Genomic DNA, 19,050 nt, shown 5'->3' with positions numbered 1-19,050 from the left:
GCCTTGGCCTCAGTAGCCGCCGACAACCGGCAGGATTTCGCCGGTGATGTAGCTCGAGCACTGCGACGAGGCCAGGAACACATAGGCCGGGGCGAGTTCTTCCGGCTGCGCCGGCCGTTTCATGGGCGTGTCCGCACCGAATTTCGACACGTCATCGGCTTCCTTGTCCGAGGGATTGAGGGGTGTCCACACCGGTCCCGGCGCAACCGCGTTCACACGAATGCCCTTGCCGATGAGATTACCTGAGAGGGCGCGCGTAAACGCGTGAATGCCACCCTTGGTCATCGAATAGTCGACCAGTGCCTTCGAGCCATCGATGCCGGTCACCGATCCGGTGTTGACGATTGCCGAACCCGGTTTCATGTGCGGCACGGCTTCCTGCGCCATATGGAAATAGCCGTAAAGATTGGTCTTCAACGTCGTGTCGAAATGTTCCTCGGTCAGGTCGCTGAAATCGGTGGAGTGAATCTGGAAAGCAGCATTGTTGATCAGCACGTCGATGCGGCCGAATTCCTTCACAATGTCTGCCACCGCGCCGCGGCAATCTTTGCGCTTGCTAACGTCGGCCTTGACCAGCATGCACCGCCGGCCTTCTTTTTCGACAGCGGCCTTGGTCTCTTCGGCGTCCTTGTCTTCAGCCAAATAGACGATCGCGATATCGGCCCCTTCGCGGGCGAAGAGCACCGCGACGGAGCGGCCAATGCCGGAATCGCCGCCCGTGATGAGGGCTACTTTGTCGTCGAGTTTTTTTGATCCGAGATAATACGGCGCATCATACAGTGGCGCTGGCTCGACCGCCCATTCATGCCCAGGCTTGGTTTGATGCTGCTTGGGGAAAGGTGGCTCCGGATAAGTGCGAGCACCGGCCTGCATTGCGTGAGTTTTGCCGTTGCCTTTCGATTTGTCCTTGGTGTCGATGCCCCGCTGGATATGGCGTTGCTTGGCGGCTTCCGCTGATGTCTGCGACTTCGTTTGCATGGTTGTCTCCTCGGTTTGGAGAACAGAGAACGTGCGGCGAGCAAAAACGTTTGCACAGCATGTCGAAAGAGCCTTGGTCAGCCTTTCGGCAACGCGTAAGCGATGACATCGTCGCCGACCTTCGTCTCCATGAAATGATGACCGCCGGGAGCTATGACGACGTACTGCCGGCCGTCGACCTCATAGGTCATTGGCGTGGTTTGACCACCGGCAGGTAAGTCCGTTTGCCACGCGACTTTACCAGTCTTGATATCGATGGCCCGCAGCTTGTTGTCCGTTGTCGCGGCGATGAAGATTAGGCCGCCCGCCGTCACCAGAGGCCCGCCATTGTTGGGCGTGCCGATGTCGAGCGGCAGCATCGACGGTATGCCCCACGGCCCGTTGTTGACTGCGCTGCCAAGCGGCTCGTCCCACAGCGTCTTGCCCGTTTTCAGATCAATGGCGCGTATGTGGCCGTATGGCGGTTCGGAGCAAAGCAATCCGGTCGATAGCCGCCAGCCGGCGTTGACTGCTATGGCGTAGGGAGATCCCATCTGCGGGTTGCCCATATCCTTCGATTTCTGGGAACCGCCGCCCTGTTCGATCGACTTGAAACCAATCTGGTCGGCTTTCTCGCGCGGCAGCAACTGATTGTAGTTCGGCATGTCGTTGTAGTTGGCGATCAGGATGCCGTCGTTAGTATCGACCGCAACGCTGCCCCAGTCGGAACCGCCATTGTAGCCGGGATATTCGATGAAGGGCTTGTCGACCGTCGGTGGGGTGAACTCTCCCTGGTAGAAAGCTTGCCGAAACTGGATGCGGCAGTACAGCTGATCAAGCGGGCTCATGCCCCACATCTTCTTTTCGGTCAGCACCGGTTGGTCGAGATGCGCATAGCCGGAATAGGGCTGGGTTTTCGACAGCTTGTCGGGTTCAACGCCGCCGGATGGCACCGGCCGCTCCTCGACCGGGAAGAGCGACTTGCCCGTCTTGCGGTCGAGTACGTAGATCTGACCCTGTTTGCTCGGCACGATGATCGCGGGCACTTTGCCGGCGTCTGTCGGGACATCGACGAGCGTCGGCTGCGAACCGAGGTCGTAGTCCCAAAGATCGTGGTGAACGGTCTGGAAATGCCAGACCGGCTTTCCTGTCGTGACGTCGATGGCGACGATCGAGGAATTGTACTGGTTTTCGAAATCCTTGCGATCGACGCCATAGTAATCAACGGCGGCGTTGCCAAGCGGCAGATAGACGTAGCCGAGTTGCGGATCGGCCGCTGCGACCGTCCACATGTTCGGCGTGCCGCGCGTATAGGTGTCGCCTTCCGGCGGCGCGCCTGTGCGGTCGGGATGGCCCATATCCCAGGCCCAGACGAGTTTGCCCGAGACCACGTCATAACCACGCACGACACCCGATGGCGCATCCTCGGCCTGGCCGTCCTGAACCTGCGCACCCAGCACGGCGATGCCGCGCACGATGGTCGGCGGTGCGGTCACGGAGTACCAGCCTGGTACCGTTTTCCCCAGCCCTTGCGTGAGGTCGACTATGCCTTGCTGGCCGAAATCGGTGCAGAGTTTGCCGTTCATAGCGTCAATGGCAATGAGCCTGGCGTCGAGCGTACTCCAGACGATGCGCGCAGCGCAGGGCTGGTCCGCACTGGCGCCCGGCTTGGCGTAGTAGGCGACACCGCGACAACTGGCGCCATAAGGAATGGCGTCATCAGAGACCTTCGGATCATAGCGCCAGTCCTCCTTGCCGGTGGCAGCGTCGGCGGAGATGACGATGCCTTTGGCCGAGCAGGCATAAAGGTGACCGCCCACTTCGAGCGGCGTGTTTTCGGGCGAATACTTATCCTTGGCCGCCTTGTCAGGCATGTCGCCGGTGTGGAAATCCCAGACCCTGGTCAACTGCGAAACGTTGTCTGCGTTGATTTGCTTTACCGGCGAGTAACGGGCTGCCAGTTCCGAGCCACCATAGACCGGCCAATCGGGCCCGGCTGGATGCACCGTTGAATCGGTCTGACCGGATGCGGCAGTGGCGCTCGCCTGGTTCGGCACCGGCGAGCCGGTTGGAGCCGGAGCTTCCTGGGACTGTGCCGCCACGGTGAAATGGTGAAGCCCGAGTGCGCAGGCGAGGACCAGAACAACGGCCGATGCGGCCGCGTAACCGCCGTCACCAAGCCGCCTCGCGCGTCCGTGGCCAAAGGCGGGCAGGGTCAACAGCACGAAAACCAGGACGACCGTCGGCGCCAGCACCCTGGGCACCAGTCCCCAGCCGTCCATGCCGACTTCCCAATAGGCCCAGGCCAGCGTGGCAATCCAGGTCAGAACGTAAAGCCAGATTCCGGCGACATTGCCGCTCATAAGAAGAGCGCCTGCTACCAGCAGCGCAATTCCGGTTGGCAGATAGTACCACGAGCCGCCCAGCGCGATCAGCCAGGCGCCGCCGGCACCGATCAGCAAGCCAAGGATCACCAGCAACATGCCCACGAACATGGTCCACCAGAAGGCGAGGCCGGAACGGCGGGCCTGAGTGGAGGTTGGGTCGGCGGCGACTTGGGGCATGGCAAGATTTCCGTATGCGGATCAATTGTGATCATCCCGAACGCCGGCCGTTACACATGGTTGCGAACGGTTCTGATTTTCGGAGACGCTCGCGGCTCACCATTTTGTGAGCAGTCCGTCCTGACGGAACCTTTGCCACATCGGCGTCGTTAGGCGCTCGATCCACAAGCTTGCTCATGCAAATCGGCGAGGGGGATGCCGCAGGTCTTTTCCAGCAACGCCAATGGGATTGCCCGCTTCGTGCTGTGGGGAGCTTGTATTTTCGCCATGGTGGTGGCTATCGGAGGAACAGCGCTTTTGCGCTCCGGCTTCGTCACCGGGGTCGGGCAACCGATAGCCCAGGCAGTCCCCTTCAGCCACAAGCACCACGTCGGCGAAATCGGGCTCGACTGCCGCTATTGCCATGGCGGTGTGGAGACATCAGCTTCGGCGGGACTGCCTGCGACCGAGGTGTGCATGACCTGCCATTCGCAGCTCTTCACCAATGCAGACATGCTGGCGCCGGTGCGTGCAAGTCTGGCTTCAGGACAGCCATTGGAGTGGCAGCGCGTCAATTCGGTGCCGGACTACGTCTACTTCAACCATTCGATCCACATCGCCAAGGGTGTCGCCTGCGAGACCTGCCACGGCGAGGTCGACGATATGCCACTGATGCAAAAGGCGCATTCGCTGTCGATGGAATGGTGCCTCGGCTGCCACCGCGATCCCGGCCCGAATCTTCGCCCGCCGCAGGATGTTTTCCTCATGCATTGGAAACCGCCGCAAGACGTCCAAGACGTCAGGCGCTCGCTGATCAGCATTCTCGACATTCACACCCAGACCATGACGGATTGCTATGTCTGCCACCGCTGACATCAAGCCGGTCGCGGCTTCCGACCTTGCCGCACTTCGGCTCGCCGCTGCGAGGCGTGAACCATGGCGAAGCCTGGATGAATTGGCTGATAGCGCGGAATTTCAACGCTTTGTCGAAGCTGAGTTTCCCGCAATTGCGGAGCGCATGCCGCTCACTGTCGACCGCCGCATGATGTTGAAGCTGATGGGAGCGTCGCTGTCGCTTGCCGGCCTGACTGCTTGCAGCGAGGCTGAAAGTATCGTGCCCTATGTACGCCAGCCGGAAAATGTCATTCCCGGCAAGCCGCTCTACTACGCGACAGCTCTCTCCAGTGATGGCTACGGCATCGGCGCTGTTGTCGAGTGCCATGAAGGCCGGCCGACCAAGGTCGAGGGCAATCCGGATCACCCGGCATCACACGGTGCAACCGATGCCGTCATGCAGGCTGCGGTGTTGTCGCTGTTCGATCCAGAACGGTCGCGTACGCCGCTCAAGCAAGGCGAGCCGGCCAGCTACGATGACTTTCTGAAAGATACCGCCGGGCTTGCCGGTGGATGGACGGCCTCAGGCGGACAAGGCTTGGCTCTGCTGATCGAAGCGACGACATCACCGACAGCAAAAGCTCAGATTGAAGCGCTTAAGAACCGATATCCCAAGCTCCGCGTCTTCCAACACAATGCGCTCGCGGCCAATTCCGGCGAGCAGGCAGCGGCGAAACTGTTCGGCAAGCCGTTGACGCCAATCTACTATTTCGATCGCGCCGATGTGATCGTCAGTCTGGATGCAGACTTTCTGGGGGAAGGGCCAGGTCGTCTGGCCTATGCCCGAGACTTCGCCAACCGGCGTCGCATGCGTAAATCGACCGACACGATGAGCCGTCTCTACGTCATCGAGTCGACGCCGACGATCACGGGTGCGGCGGCCGATCATCGTCGTGCCGTCAGGCCAGGTGCGTTAGAGGGTATTGCGGCTGCGCTCAAAGCGGGTCTCGAAGGCGACAAAGTGACAGCCGGTCCGTCGCCGCTCGAGCCAACGTGGACAATTGCGATGGTCGATGATCTCCGCAGCGCCGGCCGCAACGCCCTGGTGGTGCCGGGGGCGCATCAAACGCCGTTCGTCAATGCTGCGGCCTTTGCCCTCAATGCCAGGCTTGGTGCCATCGGCAACACGCTGGAATTCATCGAGCCTCCTGATGTCATGCCAAGCGATGGTGACCTTGCGGCGCTCTGCCAAGCCATCGCAGGCGGTTCCGTAGACATGGTCGTCGTGTTCGGCTCCAATCCGCTGCAGACCGCGCCATCGGACATCGATGTCCGCAAGGCCTTCTCCAGGTTAAAGCTTCTTGTCCACTGGGGGCTCTACCGCGACGAGACGGCATTTCTGGCGCACTGGCACCTTCCCGCCACGCACGAACTGGAAAGTTGGGGCGATATCCGCGCCTATGACGGCAGGGCTTCGATCGTGCAGCCGCTCGTCCAGCCCTTGTTTGGCGGCAAGAGCCTGCATCAGCTGCTAGCCGCGCTCGGCGGTGACTACGACGCTGACGGGCAGGCACTGGTGCGCGCGACGTGGAAGACCTTGGACGAGCCGGCCTGGCACAAGACGCTGCGTGACGGTGTGGTCCCGGACAGTGCCGCCGCTCTCGTCACCGTCACCATGCCGTCAGATATTGGCGGATCTGTTCCTCAAGCCTCCATTGCCGATCGATTGGAGGTCCGCTTCGTCGCCGATCCCTGGCTGCGTGACGGCCGCCACGCCAATTCTTCCTGGTTGCAGGAACTGCCTCGGCCGCTGAGCAAACTTGTCTGGGGCAATGCGGCGCTGATCTCGCCGGCCACCGCTGAGCGTCTGGGGCTCGAGAACGGGCAGGTGATCAACCTGGCGCGCAACGGCAAGGATATCGATGCGCCGGTCTGGATCACGCCGGGTCAGCCGGAAGAGACCGTTACACTATCACTGGGCTTTGGTCGCAAGGTCGGATCGGTCGCTGCGCTGGCTGGTGGTTACGATGCCTTTGCCCTGCGGACCGCCGGCGCTCCCTGGTTTGCCGATGACCACGTTTTAACCCCGCGCGTAGGGTCAGCGCGTGTGATCACGACCCAGCACCATCAGGCGATGGAGGGCAGGGCGATCGTGCGTCATGCGACGCTCGGCACCTTTAGGGACAATCCATATTTCGTGCGCGAGAATGTGCCGGCGTCGCCCACCGAGTCCCTGTATCCCGACTGGACGTACGATCAGGAAGCCTGGGGGATGACGATCGACCAGTCGGCCTGCATCGGCTGCATGGCGTGCGTTTCGGCGTGCCAGGCCGAAAACAACATCCCGACCGTCGGTCCCGATGAGGCGATACGCGGCCATGAAATGCACTGGCTGCGCATCGACCGCTATTACGAGGGCACCGTCGACGATCCCGACATGTTTTTCCAGCCGGTGCCATGCATGCACTGCGAGAGGGCGCCGTGCGAGGTCGTCTGTCCGGTCAACGCGACCATCCATACGCATGACGGGCTGAACGCGCAGGTCTACAACCGCTGCATCGGCACGCGCTACTGCTCGCAGAACTGTCCCTACAAGGTGCGGCGCTTCAATTTCTTCGGCTACCAGGACTTCGACAAGGACTCTGCCGGGCCGCAGCAGGCCGTGCACAATCCCGATGTCACCGTGCGCTCACGCGGCGTCATGGAAAAATGCACCTATTGCGTCCAGCGAATTTCCGAGAAACGCATCCGCGCCCAGATCGAGAACCGGGAGATCGCTGACGACGAAGTGGTCACCGCTTGCCAGCAAGCCTGTCCGACCCAGGCGATCAGCTTTGGTGACCTTAGCAAGAAGGGTTCGAAAGTCGCGCGCGAAAAGAGCATGCCCCACAATTATGCGCTGCTGGAGGAGCTCAACACGCGGCCGCGCACCACCTATCTCGGCAAAATCACCAACCCGAACACTCAAATTTCCGGCAAGCCTGGCGCGGAGACCGGCAATGGCTGACGCGTCCGTTGCCAGAGGCCGAAAGGCGCCATCGCGGCAGCCTGTGCTGCGCGGCCGCCATTATTTTCCGGAGATCAGCGGTCGCATCAGCGCCGTTGTTCTGGACGGAAAGCTGCCGCGGCTGTTCTGGGCCGCCTTTTTCGTCTGCTTCGCCTTTGTGCTGCTGTTCCTCTTTTCCATCACCTACCTGATTTCGGTCGGTGTCGGCGCCTACGGCATCAACATCCCTGTTGTCTGGGGCACGCTGATCTCGAGTTTTGTCTGGTGGATCGGTATTGGTCACGCCGGCACGCTGATCTCGGCCGTGCTGCTGCTTTTGCGCCAACCCTGGCGCGCCTCGATCAACCGCTTCGCGGAAGCAATGACGCTGTTTGCCGTCGCAATGGCCGGGCTTTACCCCATCTTGCATCTTGGCCGGCCGTGGTTCTTCTATTGGCTGCTGCCGCTGCCCAACACCCACATGCACTGGCCACAATGGCGTAGCCCGCTGGTCTGGGATTTTGCAGCTATTTCTACCTATGCCACCGTGTCCCTGCTGTTCTGGTACATGGGTCTGGTGCCCGATCTCGGCGTGCTACGCGACCGGGCCACCTCGCGCGCAGGGCAAGTCTTCTACGGCATTCTGGCGCTCGGCTGGCGTGGATCGGCCTTCCATTGGGCACGCTATCAGACTGTGTATTTCCTGATGGCGGCGCTGGCGACGCCGCTCGTCGTTTCGGTGCATTCGATCGTCGCGCTCGATTTCACCTTCGCCATCACGCCCGGCTACCACTCCACGATCTTCCCTCCCTACTTCGTCGCCGGCGCGCTACTGTCCGGCTTCGCCATGGTGCTGACGATCGCCATCCCCTTGCGCTGGGCATTCGCGGTCGAGGATCTGATCACGCTGCGGCACATGGACAACGCCGCCAAGCTGATGATCGCAGCCGGCATGATCGTCATTTACGGATATGCCTCCGAAGCGTTCTTTGCCTGGTATTCCGGGCAGGTTTACGAGCGCGCCATGATGGCTCAGCGCGCGGTCGGCCCCTACGCGCCATTGTTCTGGACGATGTTGTTCTGCAACTGCGTCGTGCTCCAGCTTCTCTGGTTTCGCCGTGTGCGGCTCAACATGCCGCTGTTGTTTTCCATCGCGCTGGTCATCAACGTCGGGATGTGGCTTGAGCGCTATGTCATCGTCGTCACTGGCCCGAGCCGCGACTACCTGCCGTCCTCGTGGGGCGAACAATCGCTGACCTGGCTCGACTTCGGCATCCTGTTCGGCTCGATCGGCACCTTCTTCGCGCTCGTCTTCCTGTTCATCCGTATCCTGCCGGCAATTACCATCTTCGAAGTCGAGGAACTGGCCGAAGAGAAGGGCCGCGCGGCATGAGCCTCTATGGTGTCATAGCGGCATTCGCGGATCCGGAAGCGCTGACGCTGGCGGCACGGACGATGCGCGACAAGGGCTACGGGCGCATGGACGCGTTCTCGCCATATGAGGTACATGGCCTTGCCGACATTCTCGGCATGCGCAAGACGCGACTGCCATGGGTGGTGCTGATCGGTGCTGTTGCCGGCGGGCTGCTGGTCTATGCGTTGATCCTCTATTCGGTCGAGGTGGATTATCCTCTCAATGTCGGCGGTCGGCCACTGCACTCCTGGCCGCCTTTCACGGTGATCGCGTTCGAGGCGGCCATTCTGGGGGCCGCGCTGGCCGGCTTCGCCGGCATGCTCTGGGCCAACGGGCTGCCACAATATTATCACCCGGTCTTCAACGCCAAGACCTTCACCTATGCACGTGGCGGCAAATTCTACCTGCTCGTCGAAGCGGCCGACCCGAAATTTCGGAAGGGCGTCACGAAAGCGCAGCTGACGCGGCTTGGCGCCGAAACGGTCGAGGAGGTCGACGCATGAGGCCACCGACGCTCCTTTTGTCGCTCTTAGCGCTGATCGCCGGCTGCAAGCAGGATATGGCCGACCAGCCGCGCTACAATCCGCTCGCGAGCAGCACGCAGTTCGCCGACGGCATGTCGGCGAGGACACCGGTTGAAGGTACAGTGACGCGCGACGCTGACCTGACCCCAACGCCCAACAGCATTCCCTATCCAATCACCATGGCGCTGCTCCAGCGTGGCCAGCAGCGTTTCGACATATTCTGCTCGCCCTGTCACGGCCGCACCGGTGACGGCCATGGCATGGTGGTCAAGCGCGGCTTTCCGGCGCCGCCGAGCTATCACCAGGACGCGCTGCGCAACGCGCCGGATCGACATTTCTACGACGTCATCACCAACGGCTATGGCGCCATGTATTCCTATGCCGCGCGGGTGCCCCCGAACGACCGCTGGGCGATCGTCGCCTACATCAGGACGCTGCAATATTCACGATATGCACCTGCGAGTGCATTGCCTGACGATCTTCGTGCGAAACTGGATGCGGAGGCAACGCGATGACGCGTCCCGCATGGCCCGATGGCTATGTCGCTGTCGCCGCCTTGGTTGCCTCCGGTGGGCTTGTGCTGTGCTGCCTTGGACTGTTCGTCGATCCGCGAAGCACGCTGGCCGGGTGGCTGACGGTCGCGCTCTTCCTGCTCGGATTGCCGCTTGGGGCGATGACGATCCTTATGGTGCATGGATTGACCGGCGGTCGCTGGGGCGAAGCTCTGCGCGCGCCGTTACGGGCCCTTGTCGCGACCTTGCCGCTGGCCCTGCTGTTGCTCTTGCCTGTTGTCACACGGGTTGATCTGGTTTTCCCATGGGCGGGAACAGACCCAACCATGCTGCCGGAGACGGTGCGGCAAAAGCTTGCCTATCTCAACGTGCCGTTCTTCATCATTCGCTCCATCGTCTGCGCCTTGATCTGGCTGGTGCTTGGCTGGCTGATCCTTGGATGGACAGCGCCAGATAAAAACAGGGCAAGAGCCACAACGAGCCGTCCCTATGCAATCGGGCTCATCGTTCACGGCCTCGCCGTGACCGTGTTTGCCATCGACTGGATGCTATCGATCGAGCCGGATTTCTATTCGACGATTTACGCCATGCTGGAGGCTTCAGCAGAGGTCGTCGGCGCCTGCGCACTGGCATTGGCTGTACTGGCCGCGGGCCGTGCGATCGAGACGATGCCGGGCGGCGAGGACAATACGGCGCTGGGCGAAGACGTCGCCAACATGCTGTTCGGTTTCATGCTCATCTGGGCCTACCTGTCCTTCATGCAATGGCTCATCATCTGGGCCGGCGACCTGCCGGAAGAAATCCACTGGTACATCCTCCGCAGCCAGCATGCCTGGCAATACCTGCTGTGGCTGCTGATCGCGCTGCAATTCGTTGTCCCATTCGCAGGCTTCCTCAACCGCTCGGCCAAGCGCAGTCATCGCGGCCTGCTCGGCCTTGGGGCGCTTGTGCTGGCCGGACATTTCGCCGACGTCGTCTGGCGCATCCGCCCGGCTCTGTCGGCGCCGATATCGTGGACGGACCTGACGGCCATCATGGGTGCCGGTGGCGCGTGGTGCGCTTGGTTCTTTTGGACCTTGTCAGAGCCGAACCGGATTTCATTCTGGCGCGGGAGGCAGGTCCGTGGCTAAGGCCTTGCATCCCGAAACGCGCGATGTACGGCCACGGGCGCTGCTGCTCTTCGGCGCCGGCTTGCTCGTCTTCCTGGCGCTGGCCGCGATAGCGCTGAAGCTGATTTTCAATACGACGCCATACTGGCCGCTGACAGATGCTGGGGCGGACAGCAGTGAAACAAATCCAATGTTGCAACGGGAGCCGGCAACCGACCTTGCTGCATTCCGCAAGCAGGAAGACGCGGAACTCGAAAAGCTCGATTGGGTCGACCGCAATGCCGGCATCGCACGCATCCCGATCCAAGACGCGATGAAACTGGTCACCGTTCAAGGACTGCCGGACTGGGCGAATCAAGTCGTTTCGACAGGTCAGGATTGTGCTTTGCTCAAGCAGCAGGTCCCCCGGACGCCCCAAGCCCACAAATGCAACACGGCTGCTGATCCGGCACTCCCCATTGACGCGGCGAGACCGCAAGACCTTGTCGCGCCGGCCCCTGCGGTGCGGCCATGATACGCTCACTCCTGGTCCTGGCTGTGCTGCTCGCTTCAAACGCGGCCGGAGCGGTAGGGCGCCCATCCTTCGATCCGCATATCGGCGCGCAGCTCGGTCTCGACAAGGTCTTTCGCGATGCGTCGGGCCGAGAGGGCCAACTGTCCGAAATTCTCGGCGGCCGACCGGCGCTTGTCATCTTCGGTTACGACAAATGCCCCAATCTGTGCGGCGTCACCCAGCAGGCGGTTGCCTCGGACCTGAACAAGACGGGCCTCGATCCCCAGACCTACCGGGCGCTTTTCGTCTCGATAGATCCGTCCGAAACCACTCAGGACGCGATCACGGCGCGAGCCGAAGTCGCGCCGTCCGCTGGTGAGGAGGGGCTGGCGGCTTGGCGGTTCCTAACCAGCGCTGACGATTCCGGTGCCGCGCTTGCAGCCGAAGCCGGCATCACCTTCGATCGGCGCGATCGGATCGCCCAATATGTCCATCCGATCGCCGTCATCGCACTGACGCCGCAGGGCAGGATCGCACGGGTGCTGCCGGCGCTGAACTTCGAACCGCGCGATCTCAAGCTTGCTCTCGTCGAAGCATCGGCCGGCCGGCTGGGCTCGATCGCGGACCATATCTTCCTGCTCTGCGCCGGCTTCGATACGTCGAAAGGGCAATACACGTCCGCGATAGAGGCGGCTGTGAAGATGGCAGGGGCAGCGACACTCTTGGGTCTTGGCGTCAGCCTTTTCATACTTACGCGACGGAGGCGGGTTTGAGCTTCGGCATCCCCTTCACATCGCCCGAGGCGTCGTCGATCGCCAGCAGCGTCGACACGCTGTTCTACACCTTGCTGGCCTTCACCTTCGCACTAGGTCTCTTCCTGGCCAGCCTCGTCGTCTTCTACGCCATCAAATACCGTGCCGGTTCGAAGGCCGACCGGACCGGCGAACGGACGCGAAGCCTGCCCTTGGAAGTGGCCTGGACAGTCGTCAGCTTGCTGATCGCATTCGTCATCTTCGGTTGGGGCGCCGTGCTGTTCCTGCGTCGCGAGCATCCGCCCATCGACGCGCTCGAAATCGCTGGCCTTGGCAAGCAATGGATGTGGGAGTTTCGCCATCCCGGCGGCCAGCGTGAAATCAACGAACTGCATGTGCCGGTCGGCAAGGCCGTGATCGTGTCGCTGGCGTCGCAGGACGTCATCCACTCCTTCTTCGTGCCGGCCTTCCGGGTCAAGCAGGATGCCGTGCCGGGGCGCACGACGCATGTCTGGTTCATCGCCGACGAGCCCGGTCGTTACCATCTGTTCTGCGCGCAGTATTGCGGGACACAACATTCCGAAATGGGTGGCTGGGTGACGGTGATGACGCCGGAAGCCTATGCTGCGTGGCTCAGCGACCAGGGGCAGGGCGACACGCTTGCCGCCGACGGTGAAAAGCTGTTTCGCGCACTGGGGTGCTCGGGATGCCACGGCAATCCCAGCAAGGTTAGGGCACCAGATCTGGCCGGTATCTTCGGACAGCCGGTGGCGTTGGGCAATCAGCAGACGGTCATCGCCGACGACCGCTATCTCCGCGATTCCATCCTCAATCCGAAAAAGGAAATCGCCGCCGGCTATGATCCAGTGATGCCGAGTTTCGACGGCGTGGTCGATGAGGGGGAGATGCAGATGCTGCTCGCCTATCTCAAATCCCTGTCGCCGCGCGCGGCAGCCAAGAGCGAGGCAGTTCAATGAGCACCGAGGCATTGAGGCCATCGAGCTATCTGGGGGAGGGTGCCGGTCCTGCTGCGTGGCTGCTGACCACCGACCACAAGCGCGTCGCCTGGCTCTATCTCATCTCACTCACTGCCTTCTTCTTCCTCGGCGGCGCCTTTGCCGTTCTCATACGCATAGAGCTTGCGACACCTGCCGGCGACCTCGTCTCGGATGACACCTACAACCGGCTGTTTTCCCTGCACGGCATCATCATGGTCTGGTTCTTCTTGGTGCCATCCATCCCCGCCACGCTCGGCAATTTCCTTCTGCCGCTGATGATCGGCGCCCGGGATCTCGCCTTTCCCCGCCTCAATCTGGCAAGCTGGTATGTCTTCATCCTGGGCAGCCTGTTTGCCCTGGCTTCTGTGGTCTTTGGCGGCGTCGATACCGGCTGGACCTTCTACACACCGCTCTCCACGCTCTACGCCAACGGCTTCGTTTCGATGGCGGCCCTTGGCGTCTTCATCGTCGGCTTTTCGACGATCATGACCGGCATCAATTTCATTGTCACCATTCACACGCTGCGGGCGCCAGGGCTGACTTGGTTCCGGCTGCCAATCTTCGTCTGGACGATGTATGCGACCGCGCTGGTCATGGTGCTGGCAACACCGGTGCTCGCCGCCTCGCTGATCCTGATCGTGCTGGAGCGTGTGTTCGGCATCGGCATCTTCAACCCGGCGCTGGGTGGCGACCCGCTGCTCTTCCAGCATCTGTTCTGGTTCTACTCACATCCCGCCGTCTACATCATGATCCTGCCCGGCATGGGCGTGGTCTCGGAAGTACTGCCCTGCTTCAGCCGGCGGCCGCTGTTCGGCTACAAGGCCGTCGCGCTGTCGTCGATGGCAATCGCGGTGTTCGGCTTCCTGGTGTGGGGCCATCACATGTTCGTCTCCGGCCAGTCGGCCTATGCCGGGGTGCTGTTTTCGTTCCTCTCGTTTTGCGTTGCAATTCCCTCCGCGATCAAGGTCTTCAACTGGAGCCTGACATTGCGCAAGGGCGAGATCACCTTCGAGACGCCGATGCTCTACGCGCTGTTCTTCCTGGCGCTGTTCACCTTCGGCGGACTGGCGGGCCTGTTCCTGGCGGCGCTCGCCATCGATGTGCATGTCCACGACACCTACTTCGTCGTCGCGCATTTCCACTACATCATGGTCGGTGGCATGGTGACAGCCTACATGGCCGGGCTGCACTTCTGGTGGCCCAAACTGACCGGCCGGATGTATTCCGAGACCTGCGGACGCATTGCCGCGACCGTGACCTTCCTTGGTTTCAACCTCACCTTCTTCCCACAGTTCGTGCTCGGCTTCCTCGGCATGCCAAGACGCTATCACACTTATCCGCCGGAGTTTCAGTTCTGGCACATCCTGTCCTCCGCCGGCGCCGTCGTGCTGGCGGTGGGCTACCTGATGCCGCTGTTCTATCTCGGCTGGTCGCTGTTTCGCGGCGCCCGCGCGCCCGCAAATCCGTGGGGCGCGACAGGGCTGGAATGGCGGACTGCTTCACCGCCGCCGCCGCAAAATTTCGACGTCATGCCGAAGGTCAGCCGTCCTGCTTACGATTACGACATGAAGGGGCTGCAACACGAGAAGTTCAGTCCGCACAAGGACGAAGCCTGATGGGCGCGCCGACCGAAAGCGTTGCCTTCGACACGCCGGCCCGCGAACAGGCTGCCGATACTTTTGCGATGTGGATCTTCATCGGGTCGGAAGCGATGCTTTTCGGTGCGATCCTGCTGGTATTCCTCATCGCGAGGATCAGCTACGGGCCGGCCTTTTCCGCCGCATCACACCACCTATCGCTCCCACTCGGCACGCTGAACACCTTCGTGCTGATCTCGTCCAGTTTCGCCATGGCGCTCACCCATCTCTTCGCCAGGAGGAGCCGTTGGCGCGCATCGACCTGGTCGCTCGCTGGAACGGCGTTGTTGGGCTTGGCTTTCCTCGGCATCAAGGCAGCGGAATACACGATGGAATTCCGCGAAGGCGTCGCTCCGGTGCTTGGCGCCCCGTTCACCTATGATGGACCCGATCCCACGCACGCCGAGTTCTTCTTCGGCCTCTATTTCGCGATGACGTCGCTGCACGCGCTGCATCTCATGTGCGGCATCGTCGTCATCGCGGGCATGCTGGTGCTTTGGCCGCGCGCGACGCAGTCCAGCCGGCTCCGCCGCGTGCGGGCGATCGGTCTCTACTGGCATTTCGTCGACATCGTCTGGGTCTTCCTGTTCCCAATTCTCTACCTGATCAACCGATGACCGAATTTCGCAAACTCACATTAGCCTATTGCGGACTGCTGGCCCTGTTGGCTCTGACGGTCGGCTCGTCTTTCCTCGACCTCGGCGGGCTGAACTCCGCGCTCAATCTCGCGATAGCCGCTGTCAAGGCCGTCATCATAGCCATTCGGTTCATGCAGTTGGCGGAAGAGGGCATCCTACCGCGCCTTGCCGTTGCCGCGACGGGCCTGTGGATGGCCATTCTGTTTGGCTTGGCGTTCGTTGGGCAGTGAAATGTGGTCGCAGGACAATACGAAGCAGTAGGGATTTCAGATTCTGGCCCATGAAAACCAATGAAATCGCCGCCCGGAGGATGTCCTACAGGCCCACCAACACGTACACCAACTTCCCAGGAGCAATGAACCTTGAAGGCGTTCGCCTACCAGAACCGGATTTATGCATTTGACTGGCCATACGACAGCTTAGCGCCCAATATCGGACCTAGAGTTCAGCTCTGCACTGGCTGTAAACCAGACATTGTCCGCACCGTTGGAAAAGGTGCAGTCACTGCTAGTGGAGCGTTATCAGCACAATAGAAATCCGCACGCGGTTCCGTACACCAAACACCCGAGAATGCCGTTTGGCTTGGTTGCCTTCGTGGACTGACATAGCCAAAGCAAGGGTCAACCGGGATTACAGCTGAGCGCTTTCGCTTAGGGCGCGAACGGCGTTGGAAACTGCGCCCGCACTTGTCCACGCCTGTTCGGTGGCAATCATCCGGTGTCAGCCCCCTCCAGCAAGAAAATTCGTCGACGCTAGGAACCGCAAGGTGCTCGCGGAGTTCAACTCGAACAACAGGAGGATGACCCCATGAACACGCTGAACACCAACGATTTTGGCGGATCCAATTTTGCTGGAGACGATCTGCAGACGGATGCCGAGCGCGCCGGCAAACGCGCCGAAGCCATCGGCAAATTGAAGACGAGTGCGGCGGAAACCGCGACGAATCTGAAAAATGCGGCCGCCTCCGTATCGACCGACGCAAAGGATTATGCCGGCTCTGTAGCGGCCGACGCTGCCGGTGCGTTCAAGGAAGCCGTCGAGTCGAACAAGACCGCTGGCGCAGACGCGATCGCCAACATCGCGCATTCCGTCAAGGAGGCCGCGGACGGTATCGAAAAGCAGTCGCCGCAGGTCGCAGGCATGGTTCGCAGCGCGGCGGAAGGCGTGGAGCGAATCTCGACCGACATCCGGGATCGCAACGTCGGCGAACTGTTCGATTCGGTCACGAAATTCGCGCAGCGCCAGCCCGCCGCCTTTTTCGGCGTCGGTATCCTCGCCGGCGTGATGCTGACCCGGATTATGCGAAGCTCCGATCGGTCCTGACAGAAGGGCTTGCCAGATGGATGATGGTGTCGATCGCCGTCCGTTCGGGACCGTAGTCAATGAAGCGTTCGGTCAGTTCGCTTCGTTGATGCGGCTCGATCTGCGCCTGCTAGAGGCGGAAATGCGGGGCAAGGCCTCGACGATCGCGTCTTCGGGAGCATGCGGAGTTGTGGCGGTGCTCTTCTTTGTGTTGGCCGCTTTCGCGCTTGTCCAGTTTCTAATCCTGGCAATGATCCATTTTGGCGTCGGCGCGATGTTTGCGTGTCTGATCGTCGGCATAGCCCTTGTCGGCGGTGGTCTGCTGTCCCTTCATCTAGCCAGGCGCGCGCTGATTGGATGGACCATTACGCCGGTCGAGACCGTCAACCAGGTGCGCAGCGATCTTGCTGCATTGAAGCAGGGGGTGCGCTTTGGCTCAACTCAACGATGAAATCCGCGACATCATGGTGCAAAGCCGGGCCGAGCGGCAGGCGCTGTTTGAGCCGATCAGCGAGCTAAGCCGTAGACTGCAACCTCGGCACCTGGTCGAGGTGACAACCAACTATGCCAAGCAAAAAGTGGCAAACGTCGTTGGTGGTGTTTCCGATGCCATCAAGGACAATGGCGGCACAGCGGCCGCAGTGGCCCTGGGTGCTGTCGCGGTCTTCGATGCCGGTAGGAGAAGTTCTCACGGCGGGGCTGATGTCGAAGAGGCCCCGAAGAACTTCGGGAGCGGCGAGCATGCGGACGCGGCGTCGATCCGTTACTCAGCGCCACCCAACAGGGCTGTCACGAACCTTGATCGGGGCAAGGCGCTAGCCGCGTCTGCCGGAGGGCTATTGATTGGCCGCGCGATCGGCCAGGCGTTCGAGCCGACGGACAAGGAACGTTCGTTGTTCGGAAAGGCTGGAGCCGAAGTTCAGACCGCAGCTGCTGAATTCGTCAGGCAGCACTCGCATGGCGCGAAAGTGGCGGCTGCGCAGGCCTTTGGCTTCGCACGGTACTCTGCCGCTTTCCTGGCTATCATGGCGGCGATGAGCGATTACATGCGCAAGCCGGACGACGGTAGCAATACCTGACTGTTGTCATCTAGCCCTGGGAAAAGCCCGTGATCGCGAGATCATGTTCAAAGTCCGGCGAATACGCATCCCAATCACGACGTTGGGCGCTTTATTGGGAGGACAGACATGCGCAAGGTCGTACTGATCATGACTGCCTCGATCGACGGTCTCGTCGTTGCGCCGGCCGGAATAGCCGTCGGCGCGGTGGCTGAACCGGCAGAGCTGAAGCGCTGGAAACTTGAGCGCATTCGGCCCGCCGGAACGCACATCATGGGCCGGGTGACCTATGAACAGATGGCCTCCTTTTGGCCGACCTCCACGGACGACTACGCCGCGCCGATGAATGAAATCCCCAAAGTTGTGTTCTCCAAGACGCTTCAGGCAGCCAACTGGCCCGAAAGCTCCATTGCGCGCGGAAGCCTCACCGACGAAATCGCTGCATTACGCAAACAAGCAGGCGGGGAGATCATTGCCTGGGGCGGAGCCAGCTTTGCCCAGTCGCTGTCGCAAACTGGACTCGTCAACGAATACGTCGTGGTGACGCGGCCGGTTGTCTATGGAGGCGGCAAGCCAATGTTCCGCGATCTGCCGGAGGCACTTCACCTCGAAGTCCTCGCCTCTACAACTTACGCGAGCGGGACCACACTTCACTTGTACCAGCCACAGTGACCACGACCGTCGCCCGGCCAAGCACCCAGACCGTCAAGGTCGCATCATAGAAGTGTGTGCTTAAGGTCGTCGCTGGCGGAACTTTTGTGGGGTTTAGCCCTTCTCCTGTGAACCGTGGAGGTAGCAATGGCAAATCTGGGTAAATTGGCGATCGCGATGCTTGGCGTCCTGGCATACCAAAATCGCGACAAGCTCGGCGACATGATCCGTAAAGCGGGCGAGCGTAACCCAAACGACACGCAGGACGGGATTCTGGATCAGATCTCCAAAGGCGTCTCGGGGACCGCGCTTGGCGACATACTTGACCGGTTTAGAGGGGCGGGGGCTGGATCAAAGGTCGATTCTTGGGTTGGCACAGGGCCGAATGAGCCGATCAAGCCAAATGAGGCGGAAGCAGCGCTGGACGAAAACACGTTGACAGCACTCTCGATGCAGACCGGCCTTTCGCGCGAGGAACTTATCAGAAGGATCACTCGAGATTTGCCTGAGGCAGTCAGCAAGATGACGCCAAATGGTGAATTGCCACCTGCGGAAGGCAACGACGAGACGACGCTGCTTGACGACGTGCCTCCGCGCACCACCCGGGCCTCAGCCGGTCAAAGCGATCGCTAGGATTATGGC

The 19,050-nt window shown here is 61.2% G+C and carries 19 protein-coding genes and 1 pseudogene; 18 read left to right on the top strand and 2 right to left on the bottom strand.

Going from position 1 to position 19,050, the window contains the following annotated elements:
- Positions 1-9: 9 nt before the first annotated feature.
- Both AB4Z43_RS01615 and AB4Z43_RS01610 read right to left on the bottom strand, forming a co-directional pair.
- The gene (locus tag AB4Z43_RS01615) at positions 10-978 is read right to left on the bottom strand and encodes an SDR family oxidoreductase (protein WP_441935544.1); all 969 of its coding nucleotides are present in this window, start codon (positions 976-978) and stop codon (positions 10-12) included.
- Between the two features lie 77 nt (positions 979-1,055).
- Positions 1,056-3,521, bottom strand: a complete 2,466-nt coding sequence (locus AB4Z43_RS01610) for a membrane-bound PQQ-dependent dehydrogenase, glucose/quinate/shikimate family (protein ID WP_441935542.1) — start codon at positions 3,519-3,521, stop codon at positions 1,056-1,058.
- Positions 3,522-3,716: 195 nt separating this feature from the next.
- On the opposite strand from AB4Z43_RS01610, the gene AB4Z43_RS01605 reads away from it, so the two are divergent.
- From AB4Z43_RS01605 to AB4Z43_RS01520, 18 genes and pseudogenes are all read left to right on the top strand, one after another.
- Positions 3,717-4,373 carry a cytochrome c3 family protein gene (locus tag AB4Z43_RS01605; RefSeq protein WP_441935540.1) on the top strand — a complete coding sequence of 219 codons (657 nt, stop codon included), beginning with the start codon at positions 3,717-3,719 and terminating at the stop codon, positions 4,371-4,373.
- A pseudogene (locus AB4Z43_RS01600) lies at positions 4,357-4,542 on the top strand (TAT-variant-translocated molybdopterin oxidoreductase); the annotation flags it as partial. The gene AB4Z43_RS01605 and the pseudogene AB4Z43_RS01600, both read left to right, overlap by 17 nt.
- Positions 4,543-4,791: 249 nt before the next feature.
- Positions 4,792-7,341, top strand: a complete 2,550-nt coding sequence (locus AB4Z43_RS01595) for a 4Fe-4S dicluster domain-containing protein (protein WP_441936147.1) — start codon at positions 4,792-4,794, stop codon at positions 7,339-7,341.
- Entirely contained in the window at positions 7,334-8,713 is a 1,380-nt protein-coding gene (gene nrfD, locus AB4Z43_RS01590) for an NrfD/PsrC family molybdoenzyme membrane anchor subunit (RefSeq protein ID WP_441935538.1), read from the top strand. Before AB4Z43_RS01595 ends, nrfD begins: the two co-directional genes overlap by 8 nt.
- Positions 8,710-9,237 carry a DUF3341 domain-containing protein gene (locus AB4Z43_RS01585; RefSeq protein WP_441935536.1) on the top strand — a complete coding sequence of 176 codons (528 nt, stop codon included), beginning with the start codon at positions 8,710-8,712 and terminating at the stop codon, positions 9,235-9,237. The genes nrfD and AB4Z43_RS01585 overlap by 4 nt, the downstream gene beginning before the upstream one ends.
- Positions 9,234-9,773 (top strand): c-type cytochrome, encoded by a 540-nt coding sequence (locus AB4Z43_RS01580; RefSeq protein ID WP_441935534.1) that lies wholly within the window; start codon positions 9,234-9,236, stop codon positions 9,771-9,773. The genes AB4Z43_RS01585 and AB4Z43_RS01580 overlap by 4 nt, the downstream gene beginning before the upstream one ends.
- Positions 9,770-10,900 carry a hypothetical protein gene (locus AB4Z43_RS01575; RefSeq protein ID WP_441935532.1) on the top strand — a complete coding sequence of 377 codons (1,131 nt, stop codon included), beginning with the start codon at positions 9,770-9,772 and terminating at the stop codon, positions 10,898-10,900. The genes AB4Z43_RS01580 and AB4Z43_RS01575 overlap by 4 nt, the downstream gene beginning before the upstream one ends.
- Positions 10,893-11,393 carry a hypothetical protein gene (locus tag AB4Z43_RS01570; protein WP_441935530.1) on the top strand — a complete coding sequence of 167 codons (501 nt, stop codon included), beginning with the start codon at positions 10,893-10,895 and terminating at the stop codon, positions 11,391-11,393. Before AB4Z43_RS01575 ends, AB4Z43_RS01570 begins: the two co-directional genes overlap by 8 nt.
- Positions 11,390-12,145 (top strand): SCO family protein, encoded by a 756-nt coding sequence (locus AB4Z43_RS01565; protein WP_441935528.1) that lies wholly within the window; start codon positions 11,390-11,392, stop codon positions 12,143-12,145. Before AB4Z43_RS01570 ends, AB4Z43_RS01565 begins: the two co-directional genes overlap by 4 nt.
- Positions 12,142-13,101, top strand: coding sequence for a cytochrome c oxidase subunit II (gene coxB / locus AB4Z43_RS01560; RefSeq protein ID WP_441935526.1), 960 nt, complete (start codon positions 12,142-12,144; stop codon positions 13,099-13,101). The genes AB4Z43_RS01565 and coxB overlap by 4 nt, the downstream gene beginning before the upstream one ends.
- Positions 13,098-14,738 (top strand): cytochrome c oxidase subunit I, encoded by a 1,641-nt coding sequence (ctaD, locus tag AB4Z43_RS01555; protein WP_441935524.1) that lies wholly within the window; start codon positions 13,098-13,100, stop codon positions 14,736-14,738. Before coxB ends, ctaD begins: the two co-directional genes overlap by 4 nt.
- Complete coding sequence (locus AB4Z43_RS01550) at positions 14,738-15,376, top strand: cytochrome c oxidase subunit 3 (RefSeq protein ID WP_441935522.1); 639 nt, start codon at positions 14,738-14,740, stop codon at positions 15,374-15,376. Before ctaD ends, AB4Z43_RS01550 begins: the two co-directional genes overlap by 1 nt.
- Positions 15,373-15,627, top strand: coding sequence for a cytochrome C oxidase subunit IV family protein (locus AB4Z43_RS01545; RefSeq protein WP_441935520.1), 255 nt, complete (start codon positions 15,373-15,375; stop codon positions 15,625-15,627). The genes AB4Z43_RS01550 and AB4Z43_RS01545 overlap by 4 nt, the downstream gene beginning before the upstream one ends.
- A 577-nt stretch (positions 15,628-16,204) precedes the next feature.
- Positions 16,205-16,720 (top strand): hypothetical protein, encoded by a 516-nt coding sequence (locus tag AB4Z43_RS01540; RefSeq protein ID WP_441935518.1) that lies wholly within the window; start codon positions 16,205-16,207, stop codon positions 16,718-16,720.
- 16 nt (positions 16,721-16,736) lie between these two features.
- Complete coding sequence (locus AB4Z43_RS01535; RefSeq protein WP_441935516.1) at positions 16,737-17,150, top strand: phage holin family protein; 414 nt, start codon at positions 16,737-16,739, stop codon at positions 17,148-17,150.
- Positions 17,131-17,778: a hypothetical protein gene (locus tag AB4Z43_RS01530; RefSeq protein ID WP_441935514.1), complete on the top strand. Its 648-nt coding sequence runs from the start codon at positions 17,131-17,133 to the stop codon at positions 17,776-17,778. The genes AB4Z43_RS01535 and AB4Z43_RS01530 overlap by 20 nt, the downstream gene beginning before the upstream one ends.
- A gap of 108 nt (positions 17,779-17,886) precedes the next feature.
- Complete coding sequence (locus tag AB4Z43_RS01525; protein ID WP_441935512.1) at positions 17,887-18,429, top strand: dihydrofolate reductase family protein; 543 nt, start codon at positions 17,887-17,889, stop codon at positions 18,427-18,429.
- Positions 18,430-18,555: 126 nt separating this feature from the next.
- The gene (locus AB4Z43_RS01520) at positions 18,556-19,041 is read left to right on the top strand and encodes a YidB family protein (RefSeq protein ID WP_441935510.1); all 486 of its coding nucleotides are present in this window, start codon (positions 18,556-18,558) and stop codon (positions 19,039-19,041) included.
- Positions 19,042-19,050 lie beyond the last annotated feature (9 nt).

Origin of the sequence: Mesorhizobium sp. 2RAF45, from assembly GCF_052115225.1 — a bacterium.
Taxonomy (GTDB): domain Bacteria; phylum Pseudomonadota; class Alphaproteobacteria; order Rhizobiales; family Rhizobiaceae; genus Mesorhizobium; species Mesorhizobium jarvisii.
The sequence above is the reverse complement of the archived record's forward strand: the minus strand, read 5'-3'. Positions and strand labels throughout refer to the sequence as shown.

Coding starts and splice junctions, on each gene's coding strand:
- AB4Z43_RS01615 (WP_441935544.1), bottom strand. CDS start 978: ATGCAAACGAAGTCGCAGACATCAGCGGAAGCCGCCAAGCAACGCCAT.
- AB4Z43_RS01610 (WP_441935542.1), bottom strand. CDS start 3,521: ATGCCCCAAGTCGCCGCCGACCCAACCTCCACTCAGGCCCGCCGTTCC.
- AB4Z43_RS01605 (WP_441935540.1), top strand. CDS start 3,717: ATGCCGCAGGTCTTTTCCAGCAACGCCAATGGGATTGCCCGCTTCGTG.
- AB4Z43_RS01595 (WP_441936147.1), top strand. CDS start 4,792: ATGCAGGCTGCGGTGTTGTCGCTGTTCGATCCAGAACGGTCGCGTACG.
- nrfD (WP_441935538.1), top strand. CDS start 7,334: ATGGCTGACGCGTCCGTTGCCAGAGGCCGAAAGGCGCCATCGCGGCAG.
- AB4Z43_RS01585 (WP_441935536.1), top strand. CDS start 8,710: ATGAGCCTCTATGGTGTCATAGCGGCATTCGCGGATCCGGAAGCGCTG.
- AB4Z43_RS01580 (WP_441935534.1), top strand. CDS start 9,234: ATGAGGCCACCGACGCTCCTTTTGTCGCTCTTAGCGCTGATCGCCGGC.
- AB4Z43_RS01575 (WP_441935532.1), top strand. CDS start 9,770: ATGACGCGTCCCGCATGGCCCGATGGCTATGTCGCTGTCGCCGCCTTG.
- AB4Z43_RS01565 (WP_441935528.1), top strand. CDS start 11,390: ATGATACGCTCACTCCTGGTCCTGGCTGTGCTGCTCGCTTCAAACGCG.
- ctaD (WP_441935524.1), top strand. CDS start 13,098: ATGAGCACCGAGGCATTGAGGCCATCGAGCTATCTGGGGGAGGGTGCC.
- AB4Z43_RS01550 (WP_441935522.1), top strand. CDS start 14,738: ATGGGCGCGCCGACCGAAAGCGTTGCCTTCGACACGCCGGCCCGCGAA.
- AB4Z43_RS01545 (WP_441935520.1), top strand. CDS start 15,373: ATGACCGAATTTCGCAAACTCACATTAGCCTATTGCGGACTGCTGGCC.
- AB4Z43_RS01540 (WP_441935518.1), top strand. CDS start 16,205: ATGAACACGCTGAACACCAACGATTTTGGCGGATCCAATTTTGCTGGA.
- AB4Z43_RS01535 (WP_441935516.1), top strand. CDS start 16,737: ATGGATGATGGTGTCGATCGCCGTCCGTTCGGGACCGTAGTCAATGAA.
- AB4Z43_RS01525 (WP_441935512.1), top strand. CDS start 17,887: ATGCGCAAGGTCGTACTGATCATGACTGCCTCGATCGACGGTCTCGTC.
- AB4Z43_RS01520 (WP_441935510.1), top strand. CDS start 18,556: ATGGCAAATCTGGGTAAATTGGCGATCGCGATGCTTGGCGTCCTGGCA.